This is a genomic window from Urbifossiella limnaea, assembly GCF_007747215.1.
GTDB classification, from domain to species: Bacteria; Planctomycetota; Planctomycetia; order Gemmatales; family Gemmataceae; genus Urbifossiella; species Urbifossiella limnaea.
On record NZ_CP036273.1, the window covers coordinates 2,191,815 to 2,216,754 of the forward strand.

At 67.4% G+C, this 24,940-nt stretch carries 32 protein-coding genes; 29 read left to right on the top strand and 3 right to left on the bottom strand.

The window, feature by feature from the left end; translation table 11 throughout:
- The first annotated feature begins 53 nt into the window (after nucleotides 1-53).
- From ETAA1_RS08690 to ETAA1_RS08700, 3 genes are all read left to right on the top strand, one after another.
- Entirely contained in the window at nucleotides 54-407 is a 354-nt protein-coding gene (locus ETAA1_RS08690) for a hypothetical protein (RefSeq protein ID WP_145236415.1), read from the top strand.
- Between the two features lie 48 nt (nucleotides 408-455).
- Complete coding sequence (locus ETAA1_RS08695; RefSeq protein ID WP_145236417.1) at nucleotides 456-1,808, top strand: putative sensor domain DACNV-containing protein; 1,353 nt, start codon at nucleotides 456-458, stop codon at nucleotides 1,806-1,808.
- Nucleotides 1,809-2,283: 475 nt separating this feature from the next.
- Nucleotides 2,284-3,366, top strand: a complete 1,083-nt coding sequence (locus ETAA1_RS08700; protein ID WP_145236419.1) for a hypothetical protein — start codon at nucleotides 2,284-2,286, stop codon at nucleotides 3,364-3,366.
- On the opposite strand, the gene ETAA1_RS08705 is transcribed toward ETAA1_RS08700, so the two are convergent.
- From ETAA1_RS08705 to ETAA1_RS08715, 3 genes are all read right to left on the bottom strand, one after another.
- Entirely contained in the window at nucleotides 3,367-3,717 is a 351-nt protein-coding gene (locus ETAA1_RS08705; RefSeq protein WP_145236422.1) for a hypothetical protein, read from the bottom strand. It abuts the gene before it with no gap.
- A gap of 117 nt (nucleotides 3,718-3,834) precedes the next feature.
- Complete coding sequence (locus ETAA1_RS08710) at nucleotides 3,835-4,776, bottom strand: S-4TM family putative pore-forming effector (protein WP_145236425.1); 942 nt, start codon at nucleotides 4,774-4,776, stop codon at nucleotides 3,835-3,837.
- A gap of 13 nt (nucleotides 4,777-4,789) precedes the next feature.
- Nucleotides 4,790-5,656 carry a CBASS oligonucleotide cyclase gene (locus ETAA1_RS08715; RefSeq protein WP_145236427.1) on the bottom strand — a complete coding sequence of 289 codons (867 nt, stop codon included), beginning with the start codon at nucleotides 5,654-5,656 and terminating at the stop codon, nucleotides 4,790-4,792.
- Between the two features lie 1,593 nt (nucleotides 5,657-7,249).
- Here ETAA1_RS08715 and ETAA1_RS08720 point away from each other — a divergent pair.
- From ETAA1_RS08720 to ETAA1_RS08845, 26 genes are all read left to right on the top strand, one after another.
- Entirely contained in the window at nucleotides 7,250-7,747 is a 498-nt protein-coding gene (locus tag ETAA1_RS08720; RefSeq protein WP_145236430.1) for a hypothetical protein, read from the top strand.
- 54 nt (nucleotides 7,748-7,801) lie between these two features.
- The gene (locus ETAA1_RS08725; RefSeq protein ID WP_145236433.1) at nucleotides 7,802-8,296 is read left to right on the top strand and encodes a hypothetical protein; all 495 of its coding nucleotides are present in this window, start codon (nucleotides 7,802-7,804) and stop codon (nucleotides 8,294-8,296) included.
- Nucleotides 8,297-8,308: 12 nt separating this feature from the next.
- Nucleotides 8,309-10,288, top strand: coding sequence for a recombinase family protein (locus ETAA1_RS08730; RefSeq protein WP_145236436.1), 1,980 nt, complete (start codon nucleotides 8,309-8,311; stop codon nucleotides 10,286-10,288).
- 90 nt (nucleotides 10,289-10,378) lie between these two features.
- Nucleotides 10,379-10,738, top strand: coding sequence for a hypothetical protein (locus ETAA1_RS31715; protein WP_202920771.1), 360 nt, complete (start codon nucleotides 10,379-10,381; stop codon nucleotides 10,736-10,738).
- 82 nt (nucleotides 10,739-10,820) lie between these two features.
- Complete coding sequence (locus tag ETAA1_RS08740; RefSeq protein ID WP_145236441.1) at nucleotides 10,821-11,213, top strand: hypothetical protein; 393 nt, start codon at nucleotides 10,821-10,823, stop codon at nucleotides 11,211-11,213.
- 157 nt (nucleotides 11,214-11,370) lie between these two features.
- Nucleotides 11,371-11,808 carry a hypothetical protein gene (locus ETAA1_RS08745; protein WP_145236444.1) on the top strand — a complete coding sequence of 146 codons (438 nt, stop codon included), beginning with the start codon at nucleotides 11,371-11,373 and terminating at the stop codon, nucleotides 11,806-11,808.
- Nucleotides 11,809-11,936: 128 nt separating this feature from the next.
- On the top strand, nucleotides 11,937-12,368 hold the full coding sequence (locus tag ETAA1_RS08750; protein WP_145236447.1) for a hypothetical protein: 432 nt from the start codon (nucleotides 11,937-11,939) through the stop codon (nucleotides 12,366-12,368).
- Between the two features lie 76 nt (nucleotides 12,369-12,444).
- On the top strand, nucleotides 12,445-12,864 hold the full coding sequence (locus ETAA1_RS08755; RefSeq protein WP_145236449.1) for a hypothetical protein: 420 nt from the start codon (nucleotides 12,445-12,447) through the stop codon (nucleotides 12,862-12,864).
- A complete protein-coding gene (locus ETAA1_RS08760; protein ID WP_145236451.1) occupies nucleotides 12,861-13,577 on the top strand; it encodes a hypothetical protein in 717 nt (238 codons plus the stop codon). The genes ETAA1_RS08755 and ETAA1_RS08760 overlap by 4 nt, the downstream gene beginning before the upstream one ends.
- A 132-nt stretch (nucleotides 13,578-13,709) precedes the next feature.
- Complete coding sequence (locus ETAA1_RS08765; protein WP_145236452.1) at nucleotides 13,710-14,003, top strand: hypothetical protein; 294 nt, start codon at nucleotides 13,710-13,712, stop codon at nucleotides 14,001-14,003.
- Nucleotides 14,004-14,118: 115 nt separating this feature from the next.
- Nucleotides 14,119-14,394 carry a barstar family protein gene (locus ETAA1_RS08770; protein WP_261342011.1) on the top strand — a complete coding sequence of 92 codons (276 nt, stop codon included), beginning with the start codon at nucleotides 14,119-14,121 and terminating at the stop codon, nucleotides 14,392-14,394.
- A gap of 135 nt (nucleotides 14,395-14,529) precedes the next feature.
- Nucleotides 14,530-14,808 carry a hypothetical protein gene (locus tag ETAA1_RS08775; RefSeq protein WP_145236456.1) on the top strand — a complete coding sequence of 93 codons (279 nt, stop codon included), beginning with the start codon at nucleotides 14,530-14,532 and terminating at the stop codon, nucleotides 14,806-14,808.
- A gap of 466 nt (nucleotides 14,809-15,274) precedes the next feature.
- Complete coding sequence (locus tag ETAA1_RS08780) at nucleotides 15,275-15,631, top strand: hypothetical protein (RefSeq protein WP_145236459.1); 357 nt, start codon at nucleotides 15,275-15,277, stop codon at nucleotides 15,629-15,631.
- Between the two features lie 115 nt (nucleotides 15,632-15,746).
- Entirely contained in the window at nucleotides 15,747-16,241 is a 495-nt protein-coding gene (locus ETAA1_RS08785) for a hypothetical protein (RefSeq protein WP_145236461.1), read from the top strand.
- A gap of 126 nt (nucleotides 16,242-16,367) precedes the next feature.
- Nucleotides 16,368-16,664 carry a hypothetical protein gene (locus tag ETAA1_RS08790; protein ID WP_145236463.1) on the top strand — a complete coding sequence of 99 codons (297 nt, stop codon included), beginning with the start codon at nucleotides 16,368-16,370 and terminating at the stop codon, nucleotides 16,662-16,664.
- A gap of 183 nt (nucleotides 16,665-16,847) precedes the next feature.
- Complete coding sequence (locus tag ETAA1_RS08795; RefSeq protein ID WP_145236466.1) at nucleotides 16,848-17,087, top strand: hypothetical protein; 240 nt, start codon at nucleotides 16,848-16,850, stop codon at nucleotides 17,085-17,087.
- Nucleotides 17,088-17,173: 86 nt separating this feature from the next.
- Nucleotides 17,174-17,611 carry a hypothetical protein gene (locus tag ETAA1_RS08800; RefSeq protein WP_145236469.1) on the top strand — a complete coding sequence of 146 codons (438 nt, stop codon included), beginning with the start codon at nucleotides 17,174-17,176 and terminating at the stop codon, nucleotides 17,609-17,611.
- Between the two features lie 74 nt (nucleotides 17,612-17,685).
- Nucleotides 17,686-18,738, top strand: a complete 1,053-nt coding sequence (locus tag ETAA1_RS08805) for a WD40 repeat domain-containing protein (RefSeq protein ID WP_145236471.1) — start codon at nucleotides 17,686-17,688, stop codon at nucleotides 18,736-18,738.
- Nucleotides 18,739-19,414: 676 nt separating this feature from the next.
- On the top strand, nucleotides 19,415-19,741 hold the full coding sequence (locus ETAA1_RS08810) for a hypothetical protein (RefSeq protein WP_145236474.1): 327 nt from the start codon (nucleotides 19,415-19,417) through the stop codon (nucleotides 19,739-19,741).
- A 194-nt stretch (nucleotides 19,742-19,935) separates the two neighbouring features.
- Nucleotides 19,936-20,610 carry a hypothetical protein gene (locus ETAA1_RS08815; RefSeq protein WP_145236477.1) on the top strand — a complete coding sequence of 225 codons (675 nt, stop codon included), beginning with the start codon at nucleotides 19,936-19,938 and terminating at the stop codon, nucleotides 20,608-20,610.
- A gap of 433 nt (nucleotides 20,611-21,043) precedes the next feature.
- Nucleotides 21,044-21,400, top strand: coding sequence for a hypothetical protein (locus ETAA1_RS08820; RefSeq protein WP_145236480.1), 357 nt, complete (start codon nucleotides 21,044-21,046; stop codon nucleotides 21,398-21,400).
- Between the two features lie 5 nt (nucleotides 21,401-21,405).
- Nucleotides 21,406-21,900, top strand: coding sequence for a DUF6896 domain-containing protein (locus ETAA1_RS08825; protein ID WP_145236482.1), 495 nt, complete (start codon nucleotides 21,406-21,408; stop codon nucleotides 21,898-21,900).
- 75 nt (nucleotides 21,901-21,975) lie between these two features.
- Nucleotides 21,976-22,434 carry a hypothetical protein gene (locus ETAA1_RS08830; protein ID WP_145236485.1) on the top strand — a complete coding sequence of 153 codons (459 nt, stop codon included), beginning with the start codon at nucleotides 21,976-21,978 and terminating at the stop codon, nucleotides 22,432-22,434.
- Between the two features lie 126 nt (nucleotides 22,435-22,560).
- Nucleotides 22,561-23,124, top strand: a complete 564-nt coding sequence (locus ETAA1_RS08835; protein WP_145236487.1) for a hypothetical protein — start codon at nucleotides 22,561-22,563, stop codon at nucleotides 23,122-23,124.
- Nucleotides 23,125-23,256: 132 nt separating this feature from the next.
- Nucleotides 23,257-23,682, top strand: a complete 426-nt coding sequence (locus ETAA1_RS08840) for a hypothetical protein (protein ID WP_145236490.1) — start codon at nucleotides 23,257-23,259, stop codon at nucleotides 23,680-23,682.
- 115 nt (nucleotides 23,683-23,797) lie between these two features.
- A complete protein-coding gene (locus ETAA1_RS08845; RefSeq protein WP_145236493.1) occupies nucleotides 23,798-24,262 on the top strand; it encodes a hypothetical protein in 465 nt (154 codons plus the stop codon).
- Nucleotides 24,263-24,940: the final 678 nt, after the last annotated feature.

The following is a 24,940-nucleotide window of genomic DNA, read 5'->3' on the forward strand; positions in this document are numbered from 1 at the left end:
TTTTTCATTTGGTGCATCTCGCGCTCCAGTCGCGATCGTGTTACTCTCCGGCCATGCCCGAGCCGGAACCCATCGGCCCAACCCTCGCGAAGCTGCTCGACGACGCCCTGCGTCCGATGTTTGCGGAGAACCCTGCCGCGTACCACACCGAAGTTCAACGGCACGACGCGGAAGCCCGTGAACTCATCGACCGCGCCCGGCGCGTGACGCAGGAGAAGATCGACGAGGCTCTCGACCGGCTGACTTTCTTCGGCGGCGACCGGCTTGCTCTGTTGCCGGAAGCCACGCGGAACACCGCCGCGCAGCGTGAGGCGATCGACAGGGAGCTTCACGACGCACTTCTGGAAGCTCGGGAGCGGTTCAATCGGCGGGTGAACGCCCTGCGGGTGGTTGCGGACGAGAAGTGACAGCATAAGATCGACGCGAACAACACTCTTTGGCTAACAGAGCCACTCATGGCAAAGCAACCGAAGCGATCCGCCACGGATCGGGTCTATCCGCGTGACCTGGCCGCGACCCTTCTGCGCACGTGGAACCCTGAACCGTTCTTCGAGGGGTGGCCGCGGGTGGAGCTTCCGCCGAAGGCCGTACTGGGGCAGTTCCTCGACGTCTGCTACCACGCGAGCATGTTGACCGAGGAAGGACGCCCGACCGTCTTCCGAATCGTGCTGCAGGACAGTAAATCCCCGGTATCCCCACGGCACGGCGAAGAACTGCCGCCGGTGACGCGGTACACATTCACGAAACCGATCCCGTTCACCGAAACGGAGCTGCGGCGGTTGGCGCCGGTCGCCGACCCCCGCAAGGTGTTGATCGCAGTCGAGAGTACCGGCGAAGGCGATCAGGCACAGTTGCAGATTTACGGTCTGGTGGACATTGGAATGGCGTTGTGGGAGATGGCGCGGCACGAGCGGGTGATGGGCCATTCATCGCCAGAAGCGCTCGTCGTCGTATCCACCCGGCCGGGAGAGTTGAGCATTTCCCGAGGTGACCGCCCCGTGGTCAGACTGCGCGACGGTCGTATCGTGAGCCCGACCGATAGCGTTCTGCACGAGGGGCCGATTGCTGAGTTCTTCTCACCTGCCTCAACTGTCTTCATCAACAACGCCTGCCAGCTCGCGGAGATCGACCAGGATCCCGACGAGGATGATGGGCTGCGGATGGCCCATCAGACCTTTATCGAGTCTCTCCTGCTCTACACGGCGGATCTGCACCACGGCGGGACGCTGCTGTTCGTGCCCGAGGAGATGGCGCACGACGATCCACGACTCCTGAGCCGGGTGTCGATCAAGTACGTACTGCCGAGCACCAGGCCGCGTGACGCGCTGGTGTCCGCAATGGCCGCACGACTGCAGCACAACGCTGTGATGACGAGTCTTGAGGACCGGAAAACGGTCAAAATCGAAGTGCTGCAGGCACTGGAGGCACTGGCCGAACGTGAACAGGAGTGCGACGACGCGGCGAAGGATGCCGCCCGGTTTATCGCGTCGCTCACAGCGGTCGACGGTGCGGTTGTGCTGACCGACACGCTGCGGATTATCGGATTCGGTGCCGAGGTGATCGCGGCACCAGCCGCCACAGACACCGTGCACATCGCTCAAACTGCGCAAGGGGACGAGTCGCGGCCTATAGAGTTCACGGAGTTCGGAACCCGGCACCGGTCGGCTTATCGGTTCACCGCGGGGCTGGACAACTCGGTCGCGTTCGTGCTCTCCGAGGACGGCGGGATCAAGGCGGTGCGGCAGGTCGGCCCGCGTCTGCTGCTTTGGCCATACTTCAATATCGGGTTCGTCACCGCATTGACGTAGAACGCGTACGGCGGAAGGTGGCGGTGGCGCTGGAGGGGAAACGGGATGAGTGGGCGACCTTGGCTGTCAGCCTGACAGTCTAACGGCCCAAGCCAAGCCAAAACGACAGCCGTACACTACTGGAGTTTTGTGTAGATACGATGAAGAGCCACGGAAGTGCTTGCAGTATTTGGAGATGCGGAAAACGACGTAGAAATCCCGCGAACGGCACACGCCGTGCGTAGAATGGCGGCATCTCGATCGCGATGCGCCGGCGCAGACACAGCTATACGCAGTACGCTTGATATATAGTTCGTGTTCGCCGCGGCAACAAAAAAAAATCCGCGGACCGGTTCGGTCGAGACAACGGGGCTGCGTATCGCCCCGGCACTCGCGATGGAATTCGACGAGCCCGGCCGCCCCCTCCTCCCACCGGCCCCGCCCGCACCCATTTCACCGCCTGATGTTGGTCAGTTCCACCAGCAGAGGGTCCGCAATGGCTTTTGGCGACTTCCCCACGTTCTACAGCAAGGCCCGTGAGCGATCGGTTGCCGGTGTCTTCGACGAGTTCCTCGATCAGCACATCAACATCACCCGCGGCATCCGCAACCGCGCCGGCACCAGCCAGAACCACCTCCGCGAGTTCCTCGCCGACGAGACCGACCGCGACGAAGGCTTCCCCCGCGTGCTGAGCATCGAGGACTGGGACTTCCTCGGCGGCTCGTTCGCCCGGCACACCAAAATCTGGCCGCTCGACGACATCGACGTTTACCTGCCGCTCGACGGCACCGGCCTGGTCTACACCGGGGCGTACGGCGTGCTGCCGTACACGGTCGTCAACGACGGCGTCCTGGACGAGAACCCGCTGCTCGTCGACCGCAAGCGGTGGATGGACGGGTACAACCTGTCGTCCGAGAAGCTGATCGACGGGTTCGCGAAGATTCTCCGCCGGCACTACCCCGAGACGACGAAGGTGCGGCGCGTCGGCGAGGCCGTGAACGTGCGGCTCACGGTCGGCGCCGGCGAAGACAACGACGGCCTGGGGTTCGACGTGGTGCCGTGCTTCAGCCTGAAGCCCGTGAACTACGGCCAGCAGCCCTTCTACCTGATCCCGAACGGCGACGACGGGTGGATCCACACGAACCCGCGGATTGACCAGGAATACTCGGACAACCTCAACCGCGCCAACGGCCGCACGCTCCGCAAGGGCGTCAAGCTGTTCAAGTGGTGGAACGGCGAATTCGCCGGCGGCCGGGTCGAGTCGTACTACGCCGAACTCGCGGTCATGCGGGCGTTCCAGATGCGAAACGCGTTCGGCCAGACCGTCACCACGATCGCGGAAGCGGCCGAGGTGGCGTTCCGGGCCGTGCGGGACGCGATCAACGCCGGCGACCAGCAGCCGCTCCTCAACGGGGCGCCGACCGTGGAACGCGGGCCGGTGACCAACGGGGACATGACCCTGCTGAACGCCGCCGTGACGCTGAGCCAGAGGGCACGCCAGCTCGAGCTGTACGGCCGCCAGGCCGAGGCGATCGGCGTGTGGGGCCAGGTGTTCGGCGAAGAGTTCCCGACGGCGTGATTACGCACCGGGAAACCACGAGCGGATCAGCCCATCGACCAGCATGACAAAGTAGATCATGCTGCCGATCAACGTCAGCAGCACGGCCCAAGCGGCCCCCGCGCGCACCACGAGGAAGGAATCCTCGTGGTGTGCGTACATGTGCCCGATCAGGTCGTTCACGACCAAATCGACCAGGAAATGCGGCATGCCCAGGAGCAGGCGGAGGATGATGTAGCCGCCGATCAGGGCGAACGCGATTTTCAGCTGGTGTCCGGCGATCGTTGCACGAGCCCGAAATCGCCTTGAAAAACCGCTTGTCCGGGCCGCAGAAGCGGCTGGAAAAGCGGGCGTGCAATGATCCCCGGACACCACCCGACCTCCGACCACCCACAGCCCCCGTTGATCGCTGCATCTGCGGCATGTACTCCTGGGTCAACAAGCCCGAGCCGCACGCCGTCTTTTCCCTCGCCCTGACTTCATTCCGGATCACGGCCCTGGTGCCGCCGGTGGCGCGGCGAGCTTCGTGAGTACCTCGTCGACCATCACCTGCGCCCCGTACTTCATCTGCTGCTCTTGCGACTCGCGCCGCCACGCATAGAGCCGCTCCGGGACCGTCGGCGACTGCTTGCGTCGGTCGAACAACTCGTCCTGCAGACGCCGCGATTCATCTGCCATCTCCGCAGCAGGGACGTTTTTGGCGATTGCGTCCTTCCAGTACCCCTCCAGCAGGGTCCGCGCACGCTCCGATGCCGCGGCCGACTTGTCGTGCTTCTTTGCTTCGCGCCAGAGCTTGATGCCGGCAGGGACCAGCGGTGCAAGAACCGCAAGGACGAACTGGATGAACGTCAGGTGCTTGAAAACCCCGTAGAGGAGCGCCCCGACGGCCAGCACGGCAACCGCGAGGAAGAAGTAGAAGACGTAGTACTTCCGCAGCGACGAGTCCCACTGCATGCTGGATCGTTGGCAGACCAATCGGCCGTATTCGAGCGGCACCGGCCCCACCTCGACGGGATACCAGTCTTCCTTCTTCTTCAGCAGTTCGGGAGTGGCTTTCTTCTTGAAATCCTCGGCCAACTCGAGCGTTTCCTCCGGGGTCGGCTTAGCCCCGGCCCGGTGCGTGTTCCACGGAATCTGGAACAGTTCGGTGTCGAACACCTCTTGGAGCCTCGCCCCAAGATGTTGGTAACGCTCCGCCGCTGACTCGAGGAACATGGCGTCGATCAACGCCGCGACGACCGCGAGGATCGCCCCCACGATCGCGGCCTCCGGTTCGATAGCGGCGATCAGCGGCCCAAGGATGGCCGCTAAGAGGATCAGGCTCGTCTGCCAGCCCCCGATGGACTTCGCCAGCCCGTAAGCCTGGCTCGAAGCGTGGACGTACCGCAGCAGCTCGGGGCTGTTCTGCCGCGCCGGGATGTCGTTGGGCACCGAAGGCTCCTGTTCAGCCGTAGGCCGGGAAGTACGTGTCGAAGACCATCCGCCACTTGTCGTAGGCATCCTTGACCTTGCCGGTCGCCGCCAGCTTCACGGCCTCGGCCGACCGCTCGTAGGCCCGCTGCAGCCGTTGCTGAACATCGGCCAGGGCGTTCTTTTCGAGCAGGTACTTACCGATGTTGTCGCCGTATCCAGCGAGGTCGGCGACGGTCGATGCCACCCACGTGCGGGCCTTATCGAAGAAGTACCGCACCCCAGACGGGTAATCAGAGATCGTGACCCCGCTGAAGATGCGCAGGATCATCGTTTCGAGGTGGAACGACCGGAACAGGGCGCTGTGCGTCTTGTTCCAGCCCTTGATCATCTTGATGAGCGGCACGAGGCTGCCGGAGTGGGCCGTGTTCTGCGAACTCCAGATTTCGACGTGCTTCTTCGGGTCAGTCGGGATCCACCGCTTGCCGCGGGCGTCGGGGATCAGAAAACCGCCGCCGGTGCGGTAGAACCCCGGCACGACGTCCATCGAAAAGGACGCGAACTTGATCGTCACGGCCTGGCCGTTCCGGGAGATGTCCGTGGCCTCCGTGTACGACTTCTTCAGCACCCCGCGGACCTTGTCGAGGAGCGTTGCGTACCCGTCCTGGGAGTAGTACTTCGCGTCCAGAACGATGAACACGTCCACGTCCGCGTCGCTGAGCGGCGCGATCATCGTGCTACGCATGTAGCTGCCGGTCAGGAAGTCTTCGAGGACCGTCATTTCCTTGGCGACGTTCGCCCGGGCGTTCTGCTGCCGGGTCGAGACGGTGCTGGCCTGGAGGCCGCTGATTTCGAGGTTCTGCCGCAGTTTGTCGAAGCCGGACGTGATCGTGGTGGGCATGGGTTGAACCCAGGGCCAGGGGTTCGCTCGCGACGGTGCGGTGGCGAATTTGGTAATTATACGGTTGTCGGAACCGGGAAAGCGATGTCCGTAGGACAGACGCAGGCCGGAGTCAGTGCCGCAGGTACGCCACGTTCTTCGTCTCGCTCCAACACTCGGTGCATCCGTGAGTTCCGCAGTTTCCGCCCTCCTTCGAGGTCGGGCACGTCGCCTCGCGCTTCCTCGTCGTGACCGTGGACGTGGTGGGCCAGATCCTCGATCGCTCGCCATCCACCCGTGACGCCGACAGCCGGATCCGCAGGTTCGGCGGTATCTCCTCCCGGCACCGTAGGATCGTGTCGTATTCACGTGTGGGCAGCCAGTGCCGCAACGTCCGGCGTCTCCAGGCAACGCCACCCTCACCGGCTCGACGTACCGCCTCAGCACAGCCCTTGCTTCCTCCGGTACGCTCGTCTTGGACGGGAATGTGGGGCTGAAGGGAACGGTCACCGGCCTGACGCTCACGGACGGCACGATCTGCCGCGGCGACTGGTTTGAGGGCGACCTGTACATCACGAACACCACCGACGGCCTCCGCAGGCTCGTCTTCGGGAAGCTCAAGGGGGCAGCGACGCTCGGGGATGTGGCCATAACCGTCGATCCGGTCATGGACGCCCGCCTGACGGTCTTCGTGGCCTCATCCGCGTCATCGGGCAAAGGTGCGGCACTCGGAGTACGCCTCGGTCGAGTGCTGGATGCGAGCCCAGCCGAGCATCAGGTTCACCTTCCGGACGAACTCGGCCCGCTCGGGCGGGGACACGCCCTGGTCCCACGTCTTGTCCGCGTACGCCTGCCATCCCCGCCCGCGGTAGCGGGTTGGCCCCGGAGGGCGGGTGGTATTTACACTCGTTCGCTTCGCCGCTGACCCGGCACAGGCTTAATAGCTGGGGAAATCGTGTCACTATTACTTGATGGAGAGATCTATCTATCAGAGTCCCTGACCACGGACCGGCCTTCCAGCTTGGTCGGCACTGAGATGTCAGCCGTGGGCGAAGCGGGAGGTCAGCCGTCTGCGATCGGCGAGACTCGCGTTGATTGACTGCTCGGTCGTCGAACGCTACGGGGGATGGTCGGCGTCCCGGTCTTCGCCGGGGTCGGCCTCGCCGGGGCGGGCGTCGGGGCGGTGCGCGGGATGGTGACTCACGCGGCCGGGTTCTTCCCCGTAGGGCTCGCGTGCGGCGCGGCGGTCGGGGCGGTTGTCGGCAACAATCCACTCGCCCGAGAACGTCGTGACGGATGACGGCGTGCCGGACCGCCCACCGGCTCCCACTCATCTGGGGCCGGGGTTGAGGTCGCCGCCCTCGCCGGCCCGTGGGCATCGCCGCCACCCCGAGTGGTCGTCGATGTGACGGACGCACGACTAAAGATCGGCGGAAAACGCGTCACTATTACATGACGGGAGGACGTAGCTCTTGGAACCTCTCCGGGGTGGGGCGACACCCTTCATCTCCTCGTCGGCACCGGACTGCCAAGCGTTACGCCCGATTCACATTTGACTGCGGTCGGGGGAGTTGCTATTCTTTGGTTGCCCAAGTTGGATAACTGAGGTCCGGCATGGACATGGCCGAACTTGCCTCCCTCACCGGGCTGCCGGTCCGCAAGCTCCGCTACGTGTCCGACCATCGAGTGCTGCCGGGGCTGCGCGACACCTCGGCCGGCCACGGCGTCCCGCGGACGTTCACCGCCTTCGAGGGGTTTGGCATCGCCCTGGCCGCCCGCCTCCTGGCCGCCGGCCTGACCCGCAAGGTGGTCGCCACCGTACTCGACGCCGCCTGCCGCCCGGTCGGACCGACCCGCGCGCCCGCCGACGTCCCGCTCTACCGCGCGTACGCCGCCCGGGCCGGGCGGCTGGAGATCGGGGACGGGCGACACCTGCGGCTGCGGACGCCGAAACGTCCCGGCCTGGCGAGCGCCCTCGACACCGGGTGGCTCCCACTGGGGACCAGCGGGAGGGCCGGCTGCGACCACACCCCGGTGGTGCACGTGACCGTCGAGCTCGGCGGGCTGGCGGACGCCCTTCAAGCGCGCCGGGGTAACGCGGACTGGGAGTAGGGTTTACGTCCGATTCCACCGGGCCCGCACGCTTCGGGGCCGAAGGAGGCCAGGATGGTCGCCGGTGTCCCGCCCGAAGTCCTCCGCCAGTACCCGGCGGACCTGATCCGGTTCGCGGTCGACGAGGCCGGCCGGGACGCCGAGGACGTCGCCGCCTTCCTCGCCGCCGCGGGCCTGGCACCGCCGCCGGGTGAGACCCGCGGCTGGCCACCCGGCGTCCTGCTCGACCTCGGGGCCTTCGTGCGGCTGCGGCGCTGGGAGGCGTCCGGGTACACGTTCCACGTCGAGGCCGGGCTCCCCACCGCCCGCATGGCGCTGCGCCGCGTCATCACGACGCTCATCGGCGCGGCGGCGGACCGCGCTATGCTTGCCGCCGCCGGCGAGTTGGGCCTGGCCGTGTTCGGCTTGACGGTGTCCCGGTTCGCTTGGACCGCGAGGCCGCAACTCGGGTCCGACGTCGTGCTGGATCTCGGCGACGAGGACGCCCTGGTCGAGGTGCTCGCGCAGCTCATGTGGGCGCTCCGGCAGGGAGACCCCGCCGGCGAATAAAGGATCCCGCTCATGACGAAGCGACCGGAGAAGGGCCGCGGGCTGTTCTACCACCGCGACTCGGAGGCCCACTCCGAGTTGGCCCCGCCGCAGTACGTCGAGTGGGCGCGGGGCGAGGCCGCGCGGCTCGGCGTGTCCTTCTCCGGCACCCCGGAGGCGATCACCGCGATGATCGCCCGCGGCCAGCCCGCCGACGGCGACCTGTACCTCGATTACGGCGTCAGCGGGAACCTGTTGAGCCGCCCCGGCTTCGACCAGTTCCGCGAGCGGGCGGCGTCCGACCCCTCGGTGTCGCACCTGTTCGTCAGCAAGCGCGACCGCCTCGGCCGCCCCGACAACCCGCTCGACAGCATGCTCATCGAGTACCAGCTCCGGTCGGCCGGACTGACCATCGTGCTGATGGGCGGGAAGGTGCTCCCGGCCGTCGGACCCGGGGAGCGGATCGAGCTGGCCGACCTGCTCACCAGCCTGATCGAGTACAACGAGTCGGGGAAGTTCCGCCGGGATCTGGCCGAGAAGCTGATCCACGCCAAGATCCGGCTCGCCCGCGGCGGGTTCTCGATCGGCGGCGAGCCGCTCTACGGCTTCCGCCGGTGGCTGTGCGCCGAGGACGGCACCCGGAAGCGGCAACTCGAGGACCACGAGCGGGTGAAGCTGCCCGGGCACCACGTCCTCTGGCTGCCCACCGCGACCGAGGAGTTGGCCGTGGTCCGGCGGATCCTGGACCTGATCGAGGCGACGCCGGCGGCGCGGGTCGCGCGGATCCTGAATGCGGAGGGCATCCCCTCGCCGAAGGCCGGGCACGTGCGGACGCGGAACGGGGTCAAGTTCGAGACCAGCGGCCAATGGACGCAAAACACGGTGCGGAACATCGCCACGCACCCCCTCCTGATCGCGGTGTGGGAGTACGGCAAGCGCTCCGAAGGCGACCAACTCCGGTTCACCAAGGACGGCCCCCGCGCACTCGGGCGAGGCGACTACTCCCCCGACGGCAAGCTCAAGACGGTGGCCAACCCGGCAGACCAGATCATCCGCACGCCGGCCAAGTCGGACGCGGTGACGACGCCGGAGAAGTTCGAGCTCGTTCGGGAGGTGATCGCGGCCCGCGGCCGGCACCTGAAGGGTAAGGCGCGTACCCGCGGGCAGTCCCCGAACCCGCTCGGTGGTCGGATCTACGACCTGACCTGCGGCTGGCTGATGTACCGCTACGCGAAGCGGGGGAAGTGGTGCTACGGGTGCGGGCTGTACCAGAACTCGGAGGCGAGGTGCTGCCGCCACAACACGGTCCAGGGCGAGACGGCGACGCGGTTCGTCCTCGACTGCCTTCGCCAGCTGGTGCTCACCCCGTCCAGGCTCGCCAAGTTGAAAACGCGGTTGGGCGAGCTGGCGGACGCCGAACGGGGGGACGACCCGGCGCAGCGTCAACTGGACGCAGTCCGGACTGACCTGGCGGGTCTCCGCCGTAAGGTGCAGAAGGCGGCAGAGAACATGGCGCTATCGGAGACACGGGAGGAACGGGCTGCGGTCGCGGAGGTGTTCCTGAGGCTGAAGGACCAGGAGTCCGCGCTCGAGCGGCGGCTCGCGACCCACCGACCCGCCCCCTCGCGGGTGGACCCTCAGCGGCAGGTCGAAGCCGCCCTCGGCGCACTTGACCGGTTAGCCGAGTCCCTCGGCGCCGGTGCCGCGGACTGGGCCGCCGTCGGCAGCGCCTTCGCCCGGACGAACGCCAACCTTTACCTCCGGTTCTCGGAGGTCGTGAAGGGGCGGAAGACGTTCAACGTCCCGGCTGGCGGGGTGGTGACCTTCGGGTCGGCCGCGCCGCCGGGGCCGCTGTACACGGGACCGACCGACCGGCCAATCATCCGCAAGATGTTGGCCGCCGGCGAGCCGGTCACCGCGTCCCCGGGGCGAGTTACCCCGGGAGATTCCAACGCCGGCCAGGACGTGACAGGGTCAGCTAACGTGCAACGGGGCACCCGTCGCTGCAGCTGACCCGGCCCGCCTCGGCGCGACTGTGACCCGTAGCTCACGCAGCGGGCCGGGCAGCTGAGCTTTATGTTCGGCGGCGGAGGGCTTTGCGGCGTGGAGTTGCGTGTCCATAAGGTGAGGCAGATGTCGAGCGGGGCGTCCTACGTCGCCATCTACGAGGCGGACGTGGAGTTGTGCCCCGCCGAGGCCGGCGTCACGGTTGAGGTTCTCCGCACGCAGCCGTCCGACGCCGACGCGGGTGCCGTGGCCGAGGCCCGAGAGGCGATCCGCTCGGGCGCAGAATGGGTGCTGCGTCCTCGCGGGCTCGGTGCCGTCATCCGAGTTCAGCGGGTCGTGGTGCATCCGGTGGACTTCTCGCCGGCCCGCTACGAGATGCTGACCTCGGAGGCATTGCTACAGGTGCTGCCCCAAGACGCCGAACCCGGCGCTGCAGCAGACGGCCCCCGCCTGTAGGTTTTTCGTGACCACAGCTCACACGGGCGGGGGCCGCTGCTGAGCTTCCTGTTCGGCCCCGGAGGGCATCGCGGTGGAAGGTGTGCGGGATCTGGACTCGGTCTACGCCTTTTACCGCGAGCCGGACCACGCCCTGCACGGCGGGCCGGAGATGGTCCGGTTCCTCGACTCCGTGGCCGACATCCTCCGAGCCAAGCGGGTGTACCTCGGCACCTCGCACATGCGGCTCTCGCTCTCCCGTGCGGCAACGTTCGCGGAGTCGTCGCAGCAGCCGTGCATCATGGTGTTCGCCGACGGGCGGTACGTGAACTTGTCGTACCACGAGAGGTGGGAGGAGGGCGACCTCGTCCGCACACGTGAGGAGGGCATCCGGTGCCCTGCCGGGCAGGCGCGGGCCGCGCTGCTGGAGTTGCTCGCCCGCCTCAAGCCCGCAAGGGCCGAACCCGGCGCTGCAGCAGACGGCCCCCGCCTATAGGTTTCTGGTGGCCACAGCTCACACGGGCGGGGGCCGCTGCTGAGCTGGGTGTTCGGCCCCGGAGGGCTTGCCAGTGCGTGTGGGGCGTTGGACACGGCGGCTCCTGCTCGCTGCGCTCGCCTGCTCCCCATGCCTGTGGTGCTGGGGCTGCTGGACGGTGGGGTCCATCCCCCACGACCGCTTCTTGCGGCTGCTCCGCGGGGATCAGGAGGTCCGCGTCACGCGGGTCGAGGGGATGCACCTTGCGACACCGTTCGTCATCGACGACCCGGAGTCGCTCGACTACCTGACCGCCGCCCTCCGCGCCGCCGAGCCGGACGGGTACGTGCCCAAGCGGCGGGACGAGTCCGACCGGACTGGCCCCACCCTTGGCGTTCGGGTCTGGGCCGGCCGATTCGGCCCCTACGAGACGAGCTTCGATCTGCCGAACGACGAGCGGGTCAGCGGCATGACCGTGTTCTGCGAGCTGGACGACCACTACTACTTCTGGGTGCCGCTACCGCAGCCGGTCCCACCCCCGCTGGCCAGGGCGTTCGCCGCAAAGCGGGAGTGGGACAGGGCCAATCGACCGTTGCCCCCTGGACATACACGCTGAGGCCGAACCCCACGCTGCAGCAGGCCGCCGGCTCATTCGCGCGTTTCAGCGGCAGCGCTGGGCCGGTCCGTGATACGATTCCAGGGCGGCTGCTGAGCTTTTTGTTCGGCCACCGGAGGCTTCCGAGGGTGACGCCGATTCAGCACCGTAGCGAGTTTGCCGCGGCGCTGGCCCAGCCGCGGGCGTTCCTGTTCCTGTGGGTCAACTGGGCCGTCCACGCCATGCACTCGCGGGCGCTGGTCGCCACGGCCGTCGCGGCGTGGCGGGCTGAACACCCTGACCAGCTCGTGCCGTGCTACATGGCCGATGTCAGCGACCAGTGCGGCGAGCTGTGGGACGCGCTGGCCGAGTGGCTGACGGCGGAACGCCGCCCGGCCGGGCAACTGATGATGTCCGGGGCCGGCCCCCTGCTCTGGCTGCGGTCGGGGCATGTGGTCCTACATGTACCCGCCCCGTTGCAGTACGATGCTGCCAGGCTCGCGGTCGTCAGCCGGAGTGTGTTCACGGTAGAGGCCGAACCCCACGCTGCAGCAGACCGCCAGCTCCTTGGCGATTCGTAGCATGCTCGTAGGCATCGGTCGCGGTTGCCGGCTCGGCGGCTGCTGAGCTTTTTGTTCGGCCTCTCGGTGCATTTGCATGGCGGACGCCGACTTTTACATCGCGTTCGAGGGGACCGCAGCTCGTTACGCCGCGCTTGCCCGGTTCTTCGATGGCCTGCAGTCGGCGAAGACGGCGCTGGAGCGAGACGCGGAGGCTGACCGGGACGCGGTCGTGCGGAACCCGAGGTGGATCGACCTGCTCGACGCTGACGCGATCGAGGCGATGTCGGGTCCGGAGTGGTCGCTGGAGGATCTGTTGGACTGCATTCTGGCCGGCGACTACGAGCTGGTCGGACTGACGTTCGACGGGCGGGCCGGCCGGCTGGAGTACAACCCCTGGGGGTATCCGTTCGGGGGTACGGACCCGCTGAAGGCGCTGGTCGAGGCGTTCGGGTTGGAGGTCACCCGCGACTCGTTCCACGACGGGTTCGCCGAGTGGCAGGAGCGGCAGGGGTGAGCCCGGCCGAACCCGGCGCTGCAGCAGACCGCCGGCTCACTGGCGCTTTCTGCTGGCTCGGCGGCTCCGGTCGTGACATCATGCCCGGGCGGCTGCTGAGCTTCATGTTCGGCCACGGAGGTCATCAGATGCCGGCCCTCAGGCTGATGCTCGCCGTGATCGCGGCCTCCACAGCCGCTCTCGCGCTCCCCGTCCAAGACGAAGCGACGCATCCCGCGGACGCGCTGGACGATCAAGCTCTTCGGGATGAGCCCCTGACGATCCTCTTCTGCAGGCATGGTGGCTACCCCACGCCGGGTCGGCCCTACCGGTGGGTTTGGAGCATCAACTCAGGCGGTGACGGCGAGCTTACCACTGGAAGCCACCCGAAAGCGGAGCGGAGCCGATTCACCGTCCCAGCCGGGCGAGCGGGGTCCTTCCGCCAGGTCCTACGTCAGGAGCGGTATCCGACTCTCCGGCGCGAGTACGGCCCGCTCGCCCTTCACGGCGGATGGGACACCCTCACAGTACTCGCCGGCGAGCACGTCAACAGGACCGTACGGTTCGAGTCCGTGGGTGCCTGGGCGGAGGAGGAGGGGAGGGGGAAACTGGCCGAGTTGGCTCCGGCAGCCCGGGTCTGGCTCGCGGCCGCCGGCATGTTAGACCCTGACGCAAAAGTACTCACGGAGCAGAAGGGGTTAGCGGCCGCCCTGGATGCACTGAAGAAGAAGTAAGCCGGGCGACCAGGCCCGAGGTGCCGAACCCCGCGCTGCAGCAGACGGCGGGGCGTGATTTGCTTCTGCGGCCCACAGCTCACACAGCCCCGCCGCTGCTGAGCTATATGTTCGGCGAGGGAAGCGCACCAGATGGCGTTCGTCTTCCGCTTCGGGTACGAGTCGCCGCAGCAGTCGTCGGCCAACGCCCGCGCCGGGTGGGACGATGAGTCGAGCCAGTGGGTCGTCATCGACGCCCCGGACGAGGCCGCCGCCCTGGCCTGGGGCCGCGAGGTCGCCGAACTGTTCGTCCGGGAGTTGGGCGGCGGCTCGTGGCAGGCCGGCGGGTTCGCCCACTGGGTCGAGCCGCTGGGCGCGTGCCCGTGGGCGGTCGGGCGGCCGCGGGTAGCAGTCGGGCAGTTCCCGGGGGCAGCAGGGTGGGTGTAGGCGTCGCGCCGAACCCTACGCTGCAGCAGACCGCGGCCTCGGTAGCGATTCCTGACGTGTAGCGCTCACGGCCGCGGCTGCTGAGCTATATGTTCGGCGGCTGGAGGGCCTCGGGGTGCGAGTCGCCACCATTGAAGGCTCCCGCGTGACGAGCGAAGCCGCGTTCTGGCGGGAGTACCTAGCTGTGGTGCAGCCCGACGGCGCGGCGTACTTCGGCCGCAACCTCGACGCGTTTCGCGATGCCATCGTCGCCGGCGGCCCTGGCTGGCCGGGCGGGCCGTGCCAGTTGAGGGTCGCCGACCACACGGCGGCCGGGGTCGGGCCGGAGTTCTTCGCCCGGCTCGCCGAGATCGCGGCCGAGGCCACAGGTTTCGAGTTGATGCTGGCGTAGCCCGCAGCAGCGACAAAGGCACGCCGAACCAGGCGCTGCAGCAGACGGCGGGGCAGTCATTGGTTTTCGTGATCCATAAGCTCAGCGTGCCCCGCCGCTGCTGAGCTTGATCGTTCGGCGGCCGGAGGGTGCCCGATGGGCGTGGCGTCCGAACTCAACGATGTGCCGATCGCGTCTGTGGAGCGGATTCGTTTGCGGAGCGGCGTCGTGACGATCGCCACGCTGGGTGTCAGCTACCTGCACGCTATGCAGTTGCCGTGGCCTCGGACCGTACTTGTGTTGCCCGGCGGAGAGCGCCGGCCGGTGGCTGCAGAGTTAGGGTTCGTCGCTCCGCTTGACGCGCCGGCAGTCGTCACCCTGGCGCTCGATGCCGAGGTCGTTCTGCCAGGGAGTCGGCTGTCGTTCGTGCCGTAGTGAGCCGCAGGCGCCGAACCCCACGCTGCAGCAGACCGCCGGCTCATTCGCGGTTTCTGCTTGTTCGCGCGGCCGGGTCGTGGTCTGATCACCGGCGGCTGCTGAGCTTTTTGTTCGGCGTCGGAGGTGGAGGTGATCGACTGGCGAGCTATCGAGAGTTGCACACCCTCGTCATGCGAGAATTGCGGGGGCTCCAACTTCGAGAACCTTGGCACGAGTCATCCGAACGGACCCCGCGGGCTGGGCATCGGCCGGTACGTTCGCTGTCGCAGCTGCGGCACAGCTTGGACGGCGCTGGCTCTGCTCGACTCCGTGGCGGAGGGCAAGCCGTTGGAGTGGTTCAGCCCAGGCGCCGAACCCGGCGCTGCAGCAGACCGCGGCCTCGGTAGCGATTCGTGACCCACAGCGCCAGCGGCCGCGGCTGCTGAGCTTTTTGTTCGGCGTTGAAGGCCCGAGCCGGCGGAGGGTGGAGCAAGTGGACGAGGCGTACTTCTGGGGCAGCCTGGAGTTCCGCCTGTGCCGCGAGTTCGCGGGGCTGCCGGAACGCCGCTACCAGTACTTCTGGTGCGACGGCTTCGCCCCCCGTGACTACATCCTCGACGGCCCGTCGCCACGGATCACAGGTGGGTGCTGGATCTGCAACGGCCCCGCCCAAGCCGAGTGGGATTTCGCCCTGCTCCTGCCTGGGCCGGTCGGCTCGCGGGCGGAGATCGACTGGGCGGCGCTTCACCTGGCCGAGAACGTCACCCGCTGGATGTCCTTCGACGAGGGCCGACGGTACATCGAGATCGAGCCTGCAGTCGCGGTGCCCGACCTCCGCTGAGGCCGAGCGCCGAACCTCTCGCTGCAGCAGACCGCGGCCTCGACAGTGAGTAACATCAGGACAGCTCGCACCGGCCGCGGCTGCTGAGCTAGTTGTTCGGCCACCGGAGGCGCTCATGCGCGAGGTCGCACTCGACATCCGCGGCCTCGGCTTGATCTTGTACTCCCCGCCAGCGGTCGCACACATCCCCGAGGGCGCGGACTACCTCCGCTCCGACTTCTGGAACCCGGCCGACGTGGCTCGACACGTGATGGAGTGCCAGCTCACCGCGTTCGCCACCGGCTCACCTGGTTCGTTCCGGTTCCGGTTCACCGAGGGGCTGCCGGACGAGGCCGCTGTCCAGGCGGCAGCGTTCAAGTTGCGGCTCGGGCTCCATGTCCGAAGCGGCACGATCTGCGTCCGCGACCTGTACGACCTGATGGAGTGGTCGGCCGAATGCCCTGCGCCTCAGCAGCTCCGTGCCGCCGACGGGTGGTATCGGCTGACCGTGTTCTCCTCGCCCCCGCCGAGTGGTATTCTCGGGGACGGGCAGGTAGTCGAGGTCGCGCTGGAGCGGGTGAGCCATAAACCGGCACTGCAATGGGAGGGCGTCCCACCTCTCCACAGCTAGCTGGCCGAACCCCGCGCTGCAGCAGACCGCCTGCTCACTCGCGCTTTTCAGCGGCCACGTTGCTACCGGTCGTGGTACGATGCCCGGCGGCTGCTGAGCTTTATGTTCGGCCGCGGAGGAGCCTGCATGTCCGCCGCTGACCTGTACGGGCCGTGGATCGACGACCCGGAGTGGCAGACCGGTCTGCTCGAACGGCTCAAGCTATGGTGGTCGGTGCCGATTGCCGACCTCCCGGACGCTGGGCTGGCATTGTTCCTGCGGCAGCGCACCGCGGACGGACCTGTGCTTGCCGAGGCCCGCCGGCGGCTCGCGGCTGGGCAGCCGGACGAATCCGAGCAGTACGACGGCGAGCTGGCGGACGCGGTCGCAGCCGCCGAGCAAAGGCAGGCCGAACCCGGCGCTGCAGCAGACGGCGGGGCATGATTCGTTTCTGCGACCCATAGCTCACACAGCCCCACCGCTGCTGAGCTTGTTGTTCGGCCACCGGAGGCACACCGGATGGTTGAGGCGGAACCGAGGCTCGACGCACTCCGCGCTGCCGTCCAGTTGGCGTGTCAGCCGCAGAACGCCGGCCGGATTGTCGCGGGTCGTAACCAGGTGCTCGCCATGCCCCGGCCCTGGGTGATGGCCCATGTCGAGCGAGTGGCCGCCGAGGCGCTGGACCTGTCCGACTATTGGGAGTACCGTCGGCTGTTGGAACTGGCGGAGTTGCTCGACGCAGGGTTGGTGCAGCGGCTGGTCCCTCTGGGGCTGAGCAGCAGCGACCCGGACGTGCGGGAGGCCGCTGAGGACTACAACCCCAAGCGGGCCGAACCCGGCGCTGCAGCAGACGGCCCCCGCCTGTAGGTATGTCGTGACCACAGCTCGCACGGGCGGGGGCCGCTGCTGAGCTTTATGTTCGGCGACGGAGGGCTTCGGCGGTGCGAGTCGCGGTGCCCCCGGAACTGTCAGCGTGGATCGCGGCCCGGATTGCCAGCTACCCGGCCGAGGCGACCGAGCCATACCACCACTGGGAGGCCGCGGCAGTCGGGGAGTTCGCCGCCCTCCCGCTGATCCGTCACTGGTTCGAGACGTTCGGGCTGCGGGCCGACGGCGAGGTGGTCCGGTGGTCCACCGACGGCGACGCCCCGTACCCCGGCACGCAGCCGGTCGAGGGTCGATGCGACTGGCTGTCGGCGCTGGTCGAGGGGGCGCGGCGGTGGCCAGAGTTGGCGGCGCTCCTGCCCGCACGGCCCCCGGCGGCGGTCGCATGCCGGTGCGTCGGGCATCCAGCGTTCGAGCCGGGCAAGTTCCTCTGCCCGGAGTGTTGCGGGCTGCGGTGGGTCGCAGCAGATGCCGAACCCGTCGCTGCAGCAGACGGCAGGGCATGACTCGTTCCTGCGACTCGTAGCTCACTCAGCCCCGCCGCTGCTGAGCTATTTGTTCGGCGGACAGGAGACATTCTGTGACAGTCGCCTGTCGTTCATTGGTGGTGTTTGGGCTTCTCGCCTTGCCCGGCACGGGTGCCGGCCAAGATCGGCTCAAGGAGCGGGCAGTACTCCGTGGCCACACCCGGTACGTCAACTCGGTAGCCTATAGCCCTGACGGTACGCTTCTGGCCAGCGCCGCGGAGGACGGGACCGTCCGCCTCTGGGACGTGAGGACGGCCCGGGAGAAGGCCACGTTCGAAGCCTCTGGCACCGAGTTCGTCTCACTCGCATTCAGCCCGGATGGCAAGACCATCGCTGCCGCAGGCGGCGACTTCGCTGGAGGGGAGGAAGACCGGCGCCTTTTACCGAGCGCCATCCGGCTCTGGGACGCGAGGACCGGCAAGACACGGGCCATCCTCAAAGGCCACGCCGGGCACATTTCCGCAATCGCCTTCAGCCCCGATGGCCGAACCCTGGCATCGGGGGGTAACACGTCAACGAGTTTCTTAGACTTCGCCGGGCAGATCAAGCTGTGGGAGACAGCTGACGCGACCCAGAGGGCCGCGCTCGGTTCGGAGTTGAGTGTCGTGACCTCGTTGGTGTTCACACCAGACGGGCGGGCGTTGGTCGCGGGGTGCGACTCCACCGAGACCGTGCGGGTATGGGAGGTGGAGACCGGGAAGGAGCGGGCCGGGTTCAAGGGCCACAAGAAATTGAGCGCGTGCGTGGCCGTTAGCCGGGACGGGACATTGGTGGCTTGCGCCGGCAGTCGGGGAGCGGTGGAGGTGTGGGACGCCCGGACCCGGGAGACGCGGCCTCCAGTAACTCTCGGGGATGTACAGTCCGCCAGGGTGGCATTCAGCCCGGACAACCGTCTACTGGCGGTATCGACCTGGGACGGGCGGCCAGGCAAGGCAACGGACGCTCGAGTGGGGGTCTACGACGTGGCCACGGGTAAGGCCCTCGCGGTGTCCGGTCTGTACCCGGACCAGTTCGGAGACATGGTATTCAGCCCCGACGGGCGGACCTTGGCGGCGGGTAGCGGCGACCAAACGGTGAAGCTCTGGCAGGTTCCGGCTGGAAAGTAGGGGTTACGCCGCCGAACCCGGCGCTGCAGCAGACGGCCCCCGCCTATAGGCTTTTCGTGACCATAGCTCGCACGGCGGGGGCCGCTGCTGAGCTTCATGTTCGGCCCCAGAGGGTAACTGATGGGTGTGGCAGAGCGTCGGGGCCGTGCCGTCTTGGGCACTGTCCTCGGCTGGCTTCTGATCGGGCAGGCGATCTACTACGCAATCGTCTGGAATTCTGGTGAACCGGTCACGAATGGGGAAGCGGTAGGCGAAGTGTTCAAGACACTCGTCTCTCTCTACGCCGTCGTAGCACTACTCCGAGGCCGGCGAGGCTGGCTCTGGCTGGCACTCGTCGTCATGCTCGTGCGCGGTTGGACCTTTGGTGCGGCAGCCTGGGTATACTCCACCTGGGAACCGGGCTCAGATAGCGGACCACCGCGGTTCGGCCAAGAGGCCGGCCCGGTGTTCGCCATTCTGTCGGCCGGTTATCTGACATCGTTGGGTCTGTTGCTTCTCCCGGTTGTGTCCAAGTACATGTCAAGCGTGAACCCCGATGGTCCAACAACATAACCACAGCAGGCCGAACCCGTAGCTGCAGCTGACCCGGCCCGCCTCAGCGCGTTTGTGACACTGAGCTGTCCGTGCGGGCCGGGCAGCTGAGCTTGTTGTTCGGCCACCGGAGGCGAACGTAGGCATGACGCGGTTGCAGCAGGAACTGGCTCAGCGGCTGAGGCTGGCGGCCGGTGATTCCGGCGACCGGCGGGTCGTCTACCGGACGGAGTATCTGGGGTATCTGCCCTTCGGCCAGTACCACTGGGTCTTGGTGGGCGACGAGGACGTGTCGAGTGCGTGCCCGGAGGGCTGGGAGTGGAGCGACCTCGAAGCGCTGGCGGACGCCGGTGTACTCGCCCGCGTCTCGCTGTGGGTCAACCCGCAAGATGACAGCGACCGGGAGTCGCAGTACGACGTGGCAGCGAGTCCGGCCGAACCCTCCGCTGCACCTGACCCGGCCCGCCTCTAGGTTTTCCGTGACCACAGCCCACACGTGCGGGCCGGGCAGGTGAGCTTTTCGTTCGGCTACCGGCGTCGCCGCGGGCGAGTCAGCCGACATGCGAACGTCTATCGTGGACTGCGCCCCACGCCACCATTCCTGCGCCACTTGAGCCTGCTGCAAGTCGCTAGTATGCCTGCCTGATCGACTACCGGAGACCTCCGATGCCGTCGCGCCTGGCACTTGCAGCAGTTATGGTCCTGCTCGCCCTTCAGACCGGTTGCGGAGGCTCAGCCTCATCAGGCTCAGATTCCGGCGGGACCAACGGAGGTAAGGCCTCGGACACCGAGAAGGGCGGCCGGGCAGGCGACCTCGCCAACCTCCAGAAGCTCTTTGATTCGATGCCCGAAGACCATAAGCCGAAGGCCGAAAGGAATGCGGTCATCGAGCTCGACAAGGCGAACGCCTGGCTCAAGACGCGTGCCGACGGACAGACGGTCGAGGTGACCTGCAAGGTAGAGAAGGTGACCCTGAAGCCCGACCCCAACCAGTCCGGCCGGTACGTCTACGAGATCAAGCTTGGCGAGGAGACCGGGTACAACCTGGAAGGAGCCGATGTGTTCGGGCTGTATGTCGCCGGCAAGGTCAAGCTCGGCGGGGCGGAGTGGACCACCTGCATTCACGCCTACCCGAACGGGCGCAACGGGGCATCGCCGTCGGCTGCCGAAGCTGACGCAAAGCGGTTGCAGGGCATGGAGGGTAAAATGGTCGCGGTGAAGGGAAACATCTCGGGAGCCAAGTTCGACCTGTTCCCGCCCACCTCCAAGAAGTTCGTCTCCCGGTTCGAGTTCGACCTGGTTCAGGTGACGATCGACGGCTTCGACACGCAGAAGAAGTAACCAACCCGAGTAGCCGGCCTGTATGCTCATCAGGCGTTGATATTGCCTACGTCATCCGCCTGCCTACGCGGCACTACTGGTGGAGCTGCTAAGCAGGTCCGCAAAAGTCTTTTCACACTAACAAGCCGATTCCCCTCGAAATGGCAGGGGTTGTTGCGAAAGAACTTCTGCGGACCTGCTTAGCCGGGTGCGTCCCAGCGGGCCGAACCCGGCGCTGCAGCAGACCGCGGCCTCAATAGCGGTTCGTGACCCGGTGCAGCCACGGGCCGCGGCTGCTGAGCTTCATGTTCGGCGGAACACGAGCGGAGCCATAGTGACTGATGCCGAGTGGCGAGCCTGCGAGCACCCACGAGCGATGCTGGAGGCGTTATGCGATCACCCGGACCGAGACACGTTCCGGCTGCTAGCCTGCCTCTGGTGCCTGTCGTCTGACGTGCGACGACTGCTGGAGAGCCAACGCGCGACGCAGTTCCTGGCCGCGGCGGAGTTGTTCGTCGCCGGCCGGATCACCACCGATGAACTCCTGCAGGGGGTCCACTCAGCTCCCAAGAGCTGGAGGAGCGGCGGCCCGTGGCGGAGCCCGAACCCGGTCCGGCTGGCCCCGGCCTCACAGGCACTCCGGGCGGTCGCGGCACTGGCGGCCCCCGACCCATACGAGGCCGCGTGGGGCGTGGCGCGGGAGGCCGTGAACCTCCTCGGGCCGGCTGACTGTGAGCTGGTCCGCGGCCTCTTCGAGCGCGGGCCGACGGAGTCCACCAGCGAGGTGAGGCGCGGCACCACGGACGAGTAGCGGGTGTGCATCAGTTTCTAACCGCGTTAATCGAGCGGTTCCGCCACGCCCAAGACCGGGGCGTCGCGTTCGTCGTCGAGGTGCTGGGGCCGACGCTCGGCGTGCGGTTGCCCACCACCGCGGACGAGTGGGTGACCATCTGCGGCGAGACGGGCCTCTACAACGCCCGGTGGGTCAACGGGGTCGGGGTGTACTCGCACGGGTACGGCATCGAGCTGACCTTCCCCGGGCTGACGATCGACTTCGACTGGGGCGAGTTCGGGGAGCCGGACGGGTTCGACATCTGGCGGCTGTACCACTTCGCCCGGCTCAACCCGTGCGGGGTGCCCACCCCGACACACGCCGAGGTGACGGCCTGGGTCGAGGAGGCCGTTGCAGCAGGCGAGCTGACGGCGAACCGTCCGTGGCAATACGGGCTGTATTACTCGCCCGCCCACCGGGCCGTGCAAAGGCACGCCGAACCCTTCGCTACAGCAGACCGCGGCCTCTCAAGCGAGTAGCATGGGGTCACCGCTCACTGCCGCGGCTGCTGAGCTATATGTTCGGCGTTGAAGCCCCGAGCCGCAGAGGGTTTGATGTCACGGCCGACGTGGGCCGACCAGATAATCGACGACATCACGCCCGACCAGTTCGAGGCGTGGCTCGCCCCGTGGGCCGGGCTGGTCGGCGGCACCGTCGCCCCGGCCTTCATGAGCAAGTTCGGGGTTTGGTTCCTCCGCCGGCCGACCGGGGCCGTCGAGATGCTCGACGTGTTCACCGGCCAGTTGCAGCCGATGGCCGATAGCTACGAAGGATTCGTCGGCGAGGTCAACGAGCAATGGTGGCAGGAAGTGTACCTGCTCTCGGAGCTGGTTCTACGACTGCACGAGGCGGGGAAGGTGCCGGGGCCAGGCCAGTGCTACGCGATCGCTCCGCACCCGGCGCTCGGCGGCCCCAACCCGGCCAACGGCGACGCAGTCGATCCGCGGTTCGTGATGGTCGTTGATGTGGTCGTTTGGCAGTCCATTTGTGCGCAGTCGTTGGGTTTGAGTTAGCCCGGCCGAACCCCACGCTGCAGCAGACCGCCGGCTCATTGGCGCTTTTCGCTGGCTCGGCTGCTCCGGTCGTGGTCTGCTACCCGGGCGGCTGCTGAGCTGTTTGTTCGGCGTCGGAGGCGACCGGTGTCCCAGACGAACCCGTCCGCATTGTTGCCGCTGGAGTACCCCGCCGGGACAACTTTACAGGAGAAGCTACAAATCGGGTCGGCCCGGGTCGCGCTCGCAAAACTGCTGGGGCGTGTTGCTTCGCTGGCCCCGATCGGGTTCGCCAGCCCAGTCGCCGGCCTGATCGACGTGCAGGTGGCCGTCCGCGAATGCCTCCGGCGAGACGCGCCGACTCTGGCCCTCCTGCCCGAGGCGGCGGTTGACAGCGCGGCCGGCCCGGTCCTGTCGGCCCTCGCCCGGGAGTACCTTGGCGGCCCAGCCGAGGGCTACCTGTCGGTCCTGACGTGCCGGTGGGAGCGCGAGCTGTCGATGATGTCGTGCCTGCCCTGGGTCCGGGTCGCCGTCCGCGACTCCGCCGGGTGGGCGGACGACCTCTGGCGAGCCGGGGTGCGGGACTTCGTGTTCGCCGAGCCGACGGGGGCTCGGGTGTTTGCGGTGATCCACGACGACCACGACGACGAGGTTACTGTCGTCGGAGCCGAGGCGGCAGAGTTGACGCGGCGGGCCGCCGGGCGCGAGTAGGTGGTCACGCCGAACCCCACGCTGCAGCAGACCGCCGACTCATTCGCGCTTGTTACTGGCTCGGCTGCTCCGGTCGTGGTCTGCTACCCGGGCGGCTGCTGAGCTGTTTGTTCGGCGGCGGAGGGCTTCGGAGTGGGCGAGGCGAAGAAGCCAGCGGACTACCTGCGTCCGGTTTTCGACCGCCACGCCGACCGGCTGGACGCGGCGCTCCGGGCTGCTCTCGCCGAGCCGATTCCGATGGACGAGGGCCGTCGGTTGCAGCTCGAGGTGTGCCCGTACTTCTACCGGGTCGTCCTCACCGACACCGATGAGGAGATCCTGCCCGATGGCTGGCTCGACCTGCCCAGCGAGGTCTTGATGGCAGTCGAGGCGGCCGGCGGGGAGTCGCCCGAGGCCGAGACCGAGTTCTTGGTGCGGTGGCTCGCCGACGGGTGGGAGCGGGTTGGCGGGCCGAGGCAGTATAGCCCAGCATTCGCGTTCTACCACGGCTACCACGACGGGCAGTTCGATTTGGAACAGCGCCGCTGGTTGTCCGCCGAGGAGGCGTTCCGGAAGTAGCGCAGCCGCCGAACCCTGCGCTGCAGCAGACCGCGGCCTCAATAGCGAGTAGCATCGGGTCAGCGCTCACGGCCGCGGCTGCTGAGCTAGATGTTCGGCGACGGAGGGCGCACCGATGGGGGCGAGCGAGTTCCGCGACTCGTTCGCCACGTTCGTTGGCCCCGACCGCTACCGCCAGTTCGTCCGCGCGCTGAACCGCGAGGGCCGGTGGCGGGGGCGGCTCCTGTTCTGGCAGGAGGAACTACTCGCCCGGTTTGCCGCCAGCGCCCCATACCCCAACGTGGGGTTCGAGCGGGTCGAGGTGTGGCTTCGGGTGTGCGAGCTGCATGGGGCCGAGCTGGCCGCCGACCCCGAGGCGATGTCCCAGCGGTGCCGGGGCGCGGTCACGGACTTCACCCGCGCGGGGGCCGAGCGGTTCCCCAACACCGACTGCGGGCCAGTGGTCATGGGTCACCGGTTCGACAACTTTCGCCGTGGGCTGTGGTACTGCCCCGCGTGTCGGGTGGCCGAGGCGGACTGGCTCGCGAGGCACGCCGAACCCCGCGCTGCAGCAGACCGCCGTCCCATTGGCGATTCGTAGCGTGTCAGTGGGCATCGGTCGCGGTTGGGGGCTCGGCGGCTGCTGAGCTTTTTGTTCGGCCCGGAGGGCTCCCGGGTGGAGCAAGTCAGCGTACAGCAAGCTGCGGAACTACGGAGCCTGATGGCTGCCGGTCGCGCCGGGATGCGTGTCCGCGCGCTCCAAGCGATTCATGACGGGCTTCCGCGGGAATTGTGCCTGGAACTCGTACGACGCGGATTGGCAGATCGGAGCCGATTGGTTCGACACTCGGCAGCGGATGTCTGCCGCCGCTACCGGCTGACCGAACTCACCGCAGTGGTGGAAGCGGTAGCAGCGGCCGAGCATCACACGCCGACCCGCCAGGAGATGGAGTTGGTCGCTGGAATGTTACGGGGCGTGTATTACCGCTACGTTCGGGATGACGGGTCGCAGGCGTTCGTTATCCGCGTGTCGGACGGCTTCCCCGCCTCAATGCTGTGGCCGGGGCCGAGCTGGTGTCCGGAACCACGAGACGACTGCGAGGCCCAAGAGTTCGCAGAACGGATCCGCCAACAACTCACTCATACCTGGCGGCCGTTACGATGGGACCAAGAGGCCGAACCCGGCGCTGCAGCAGACGGCCCCCGCCTGTAGGTTTCTCGTGACCACCGCTTCAGCGGGCGGGGGCCGCTGCTGAGCTTGTTGTTCGGCCACGGAGGA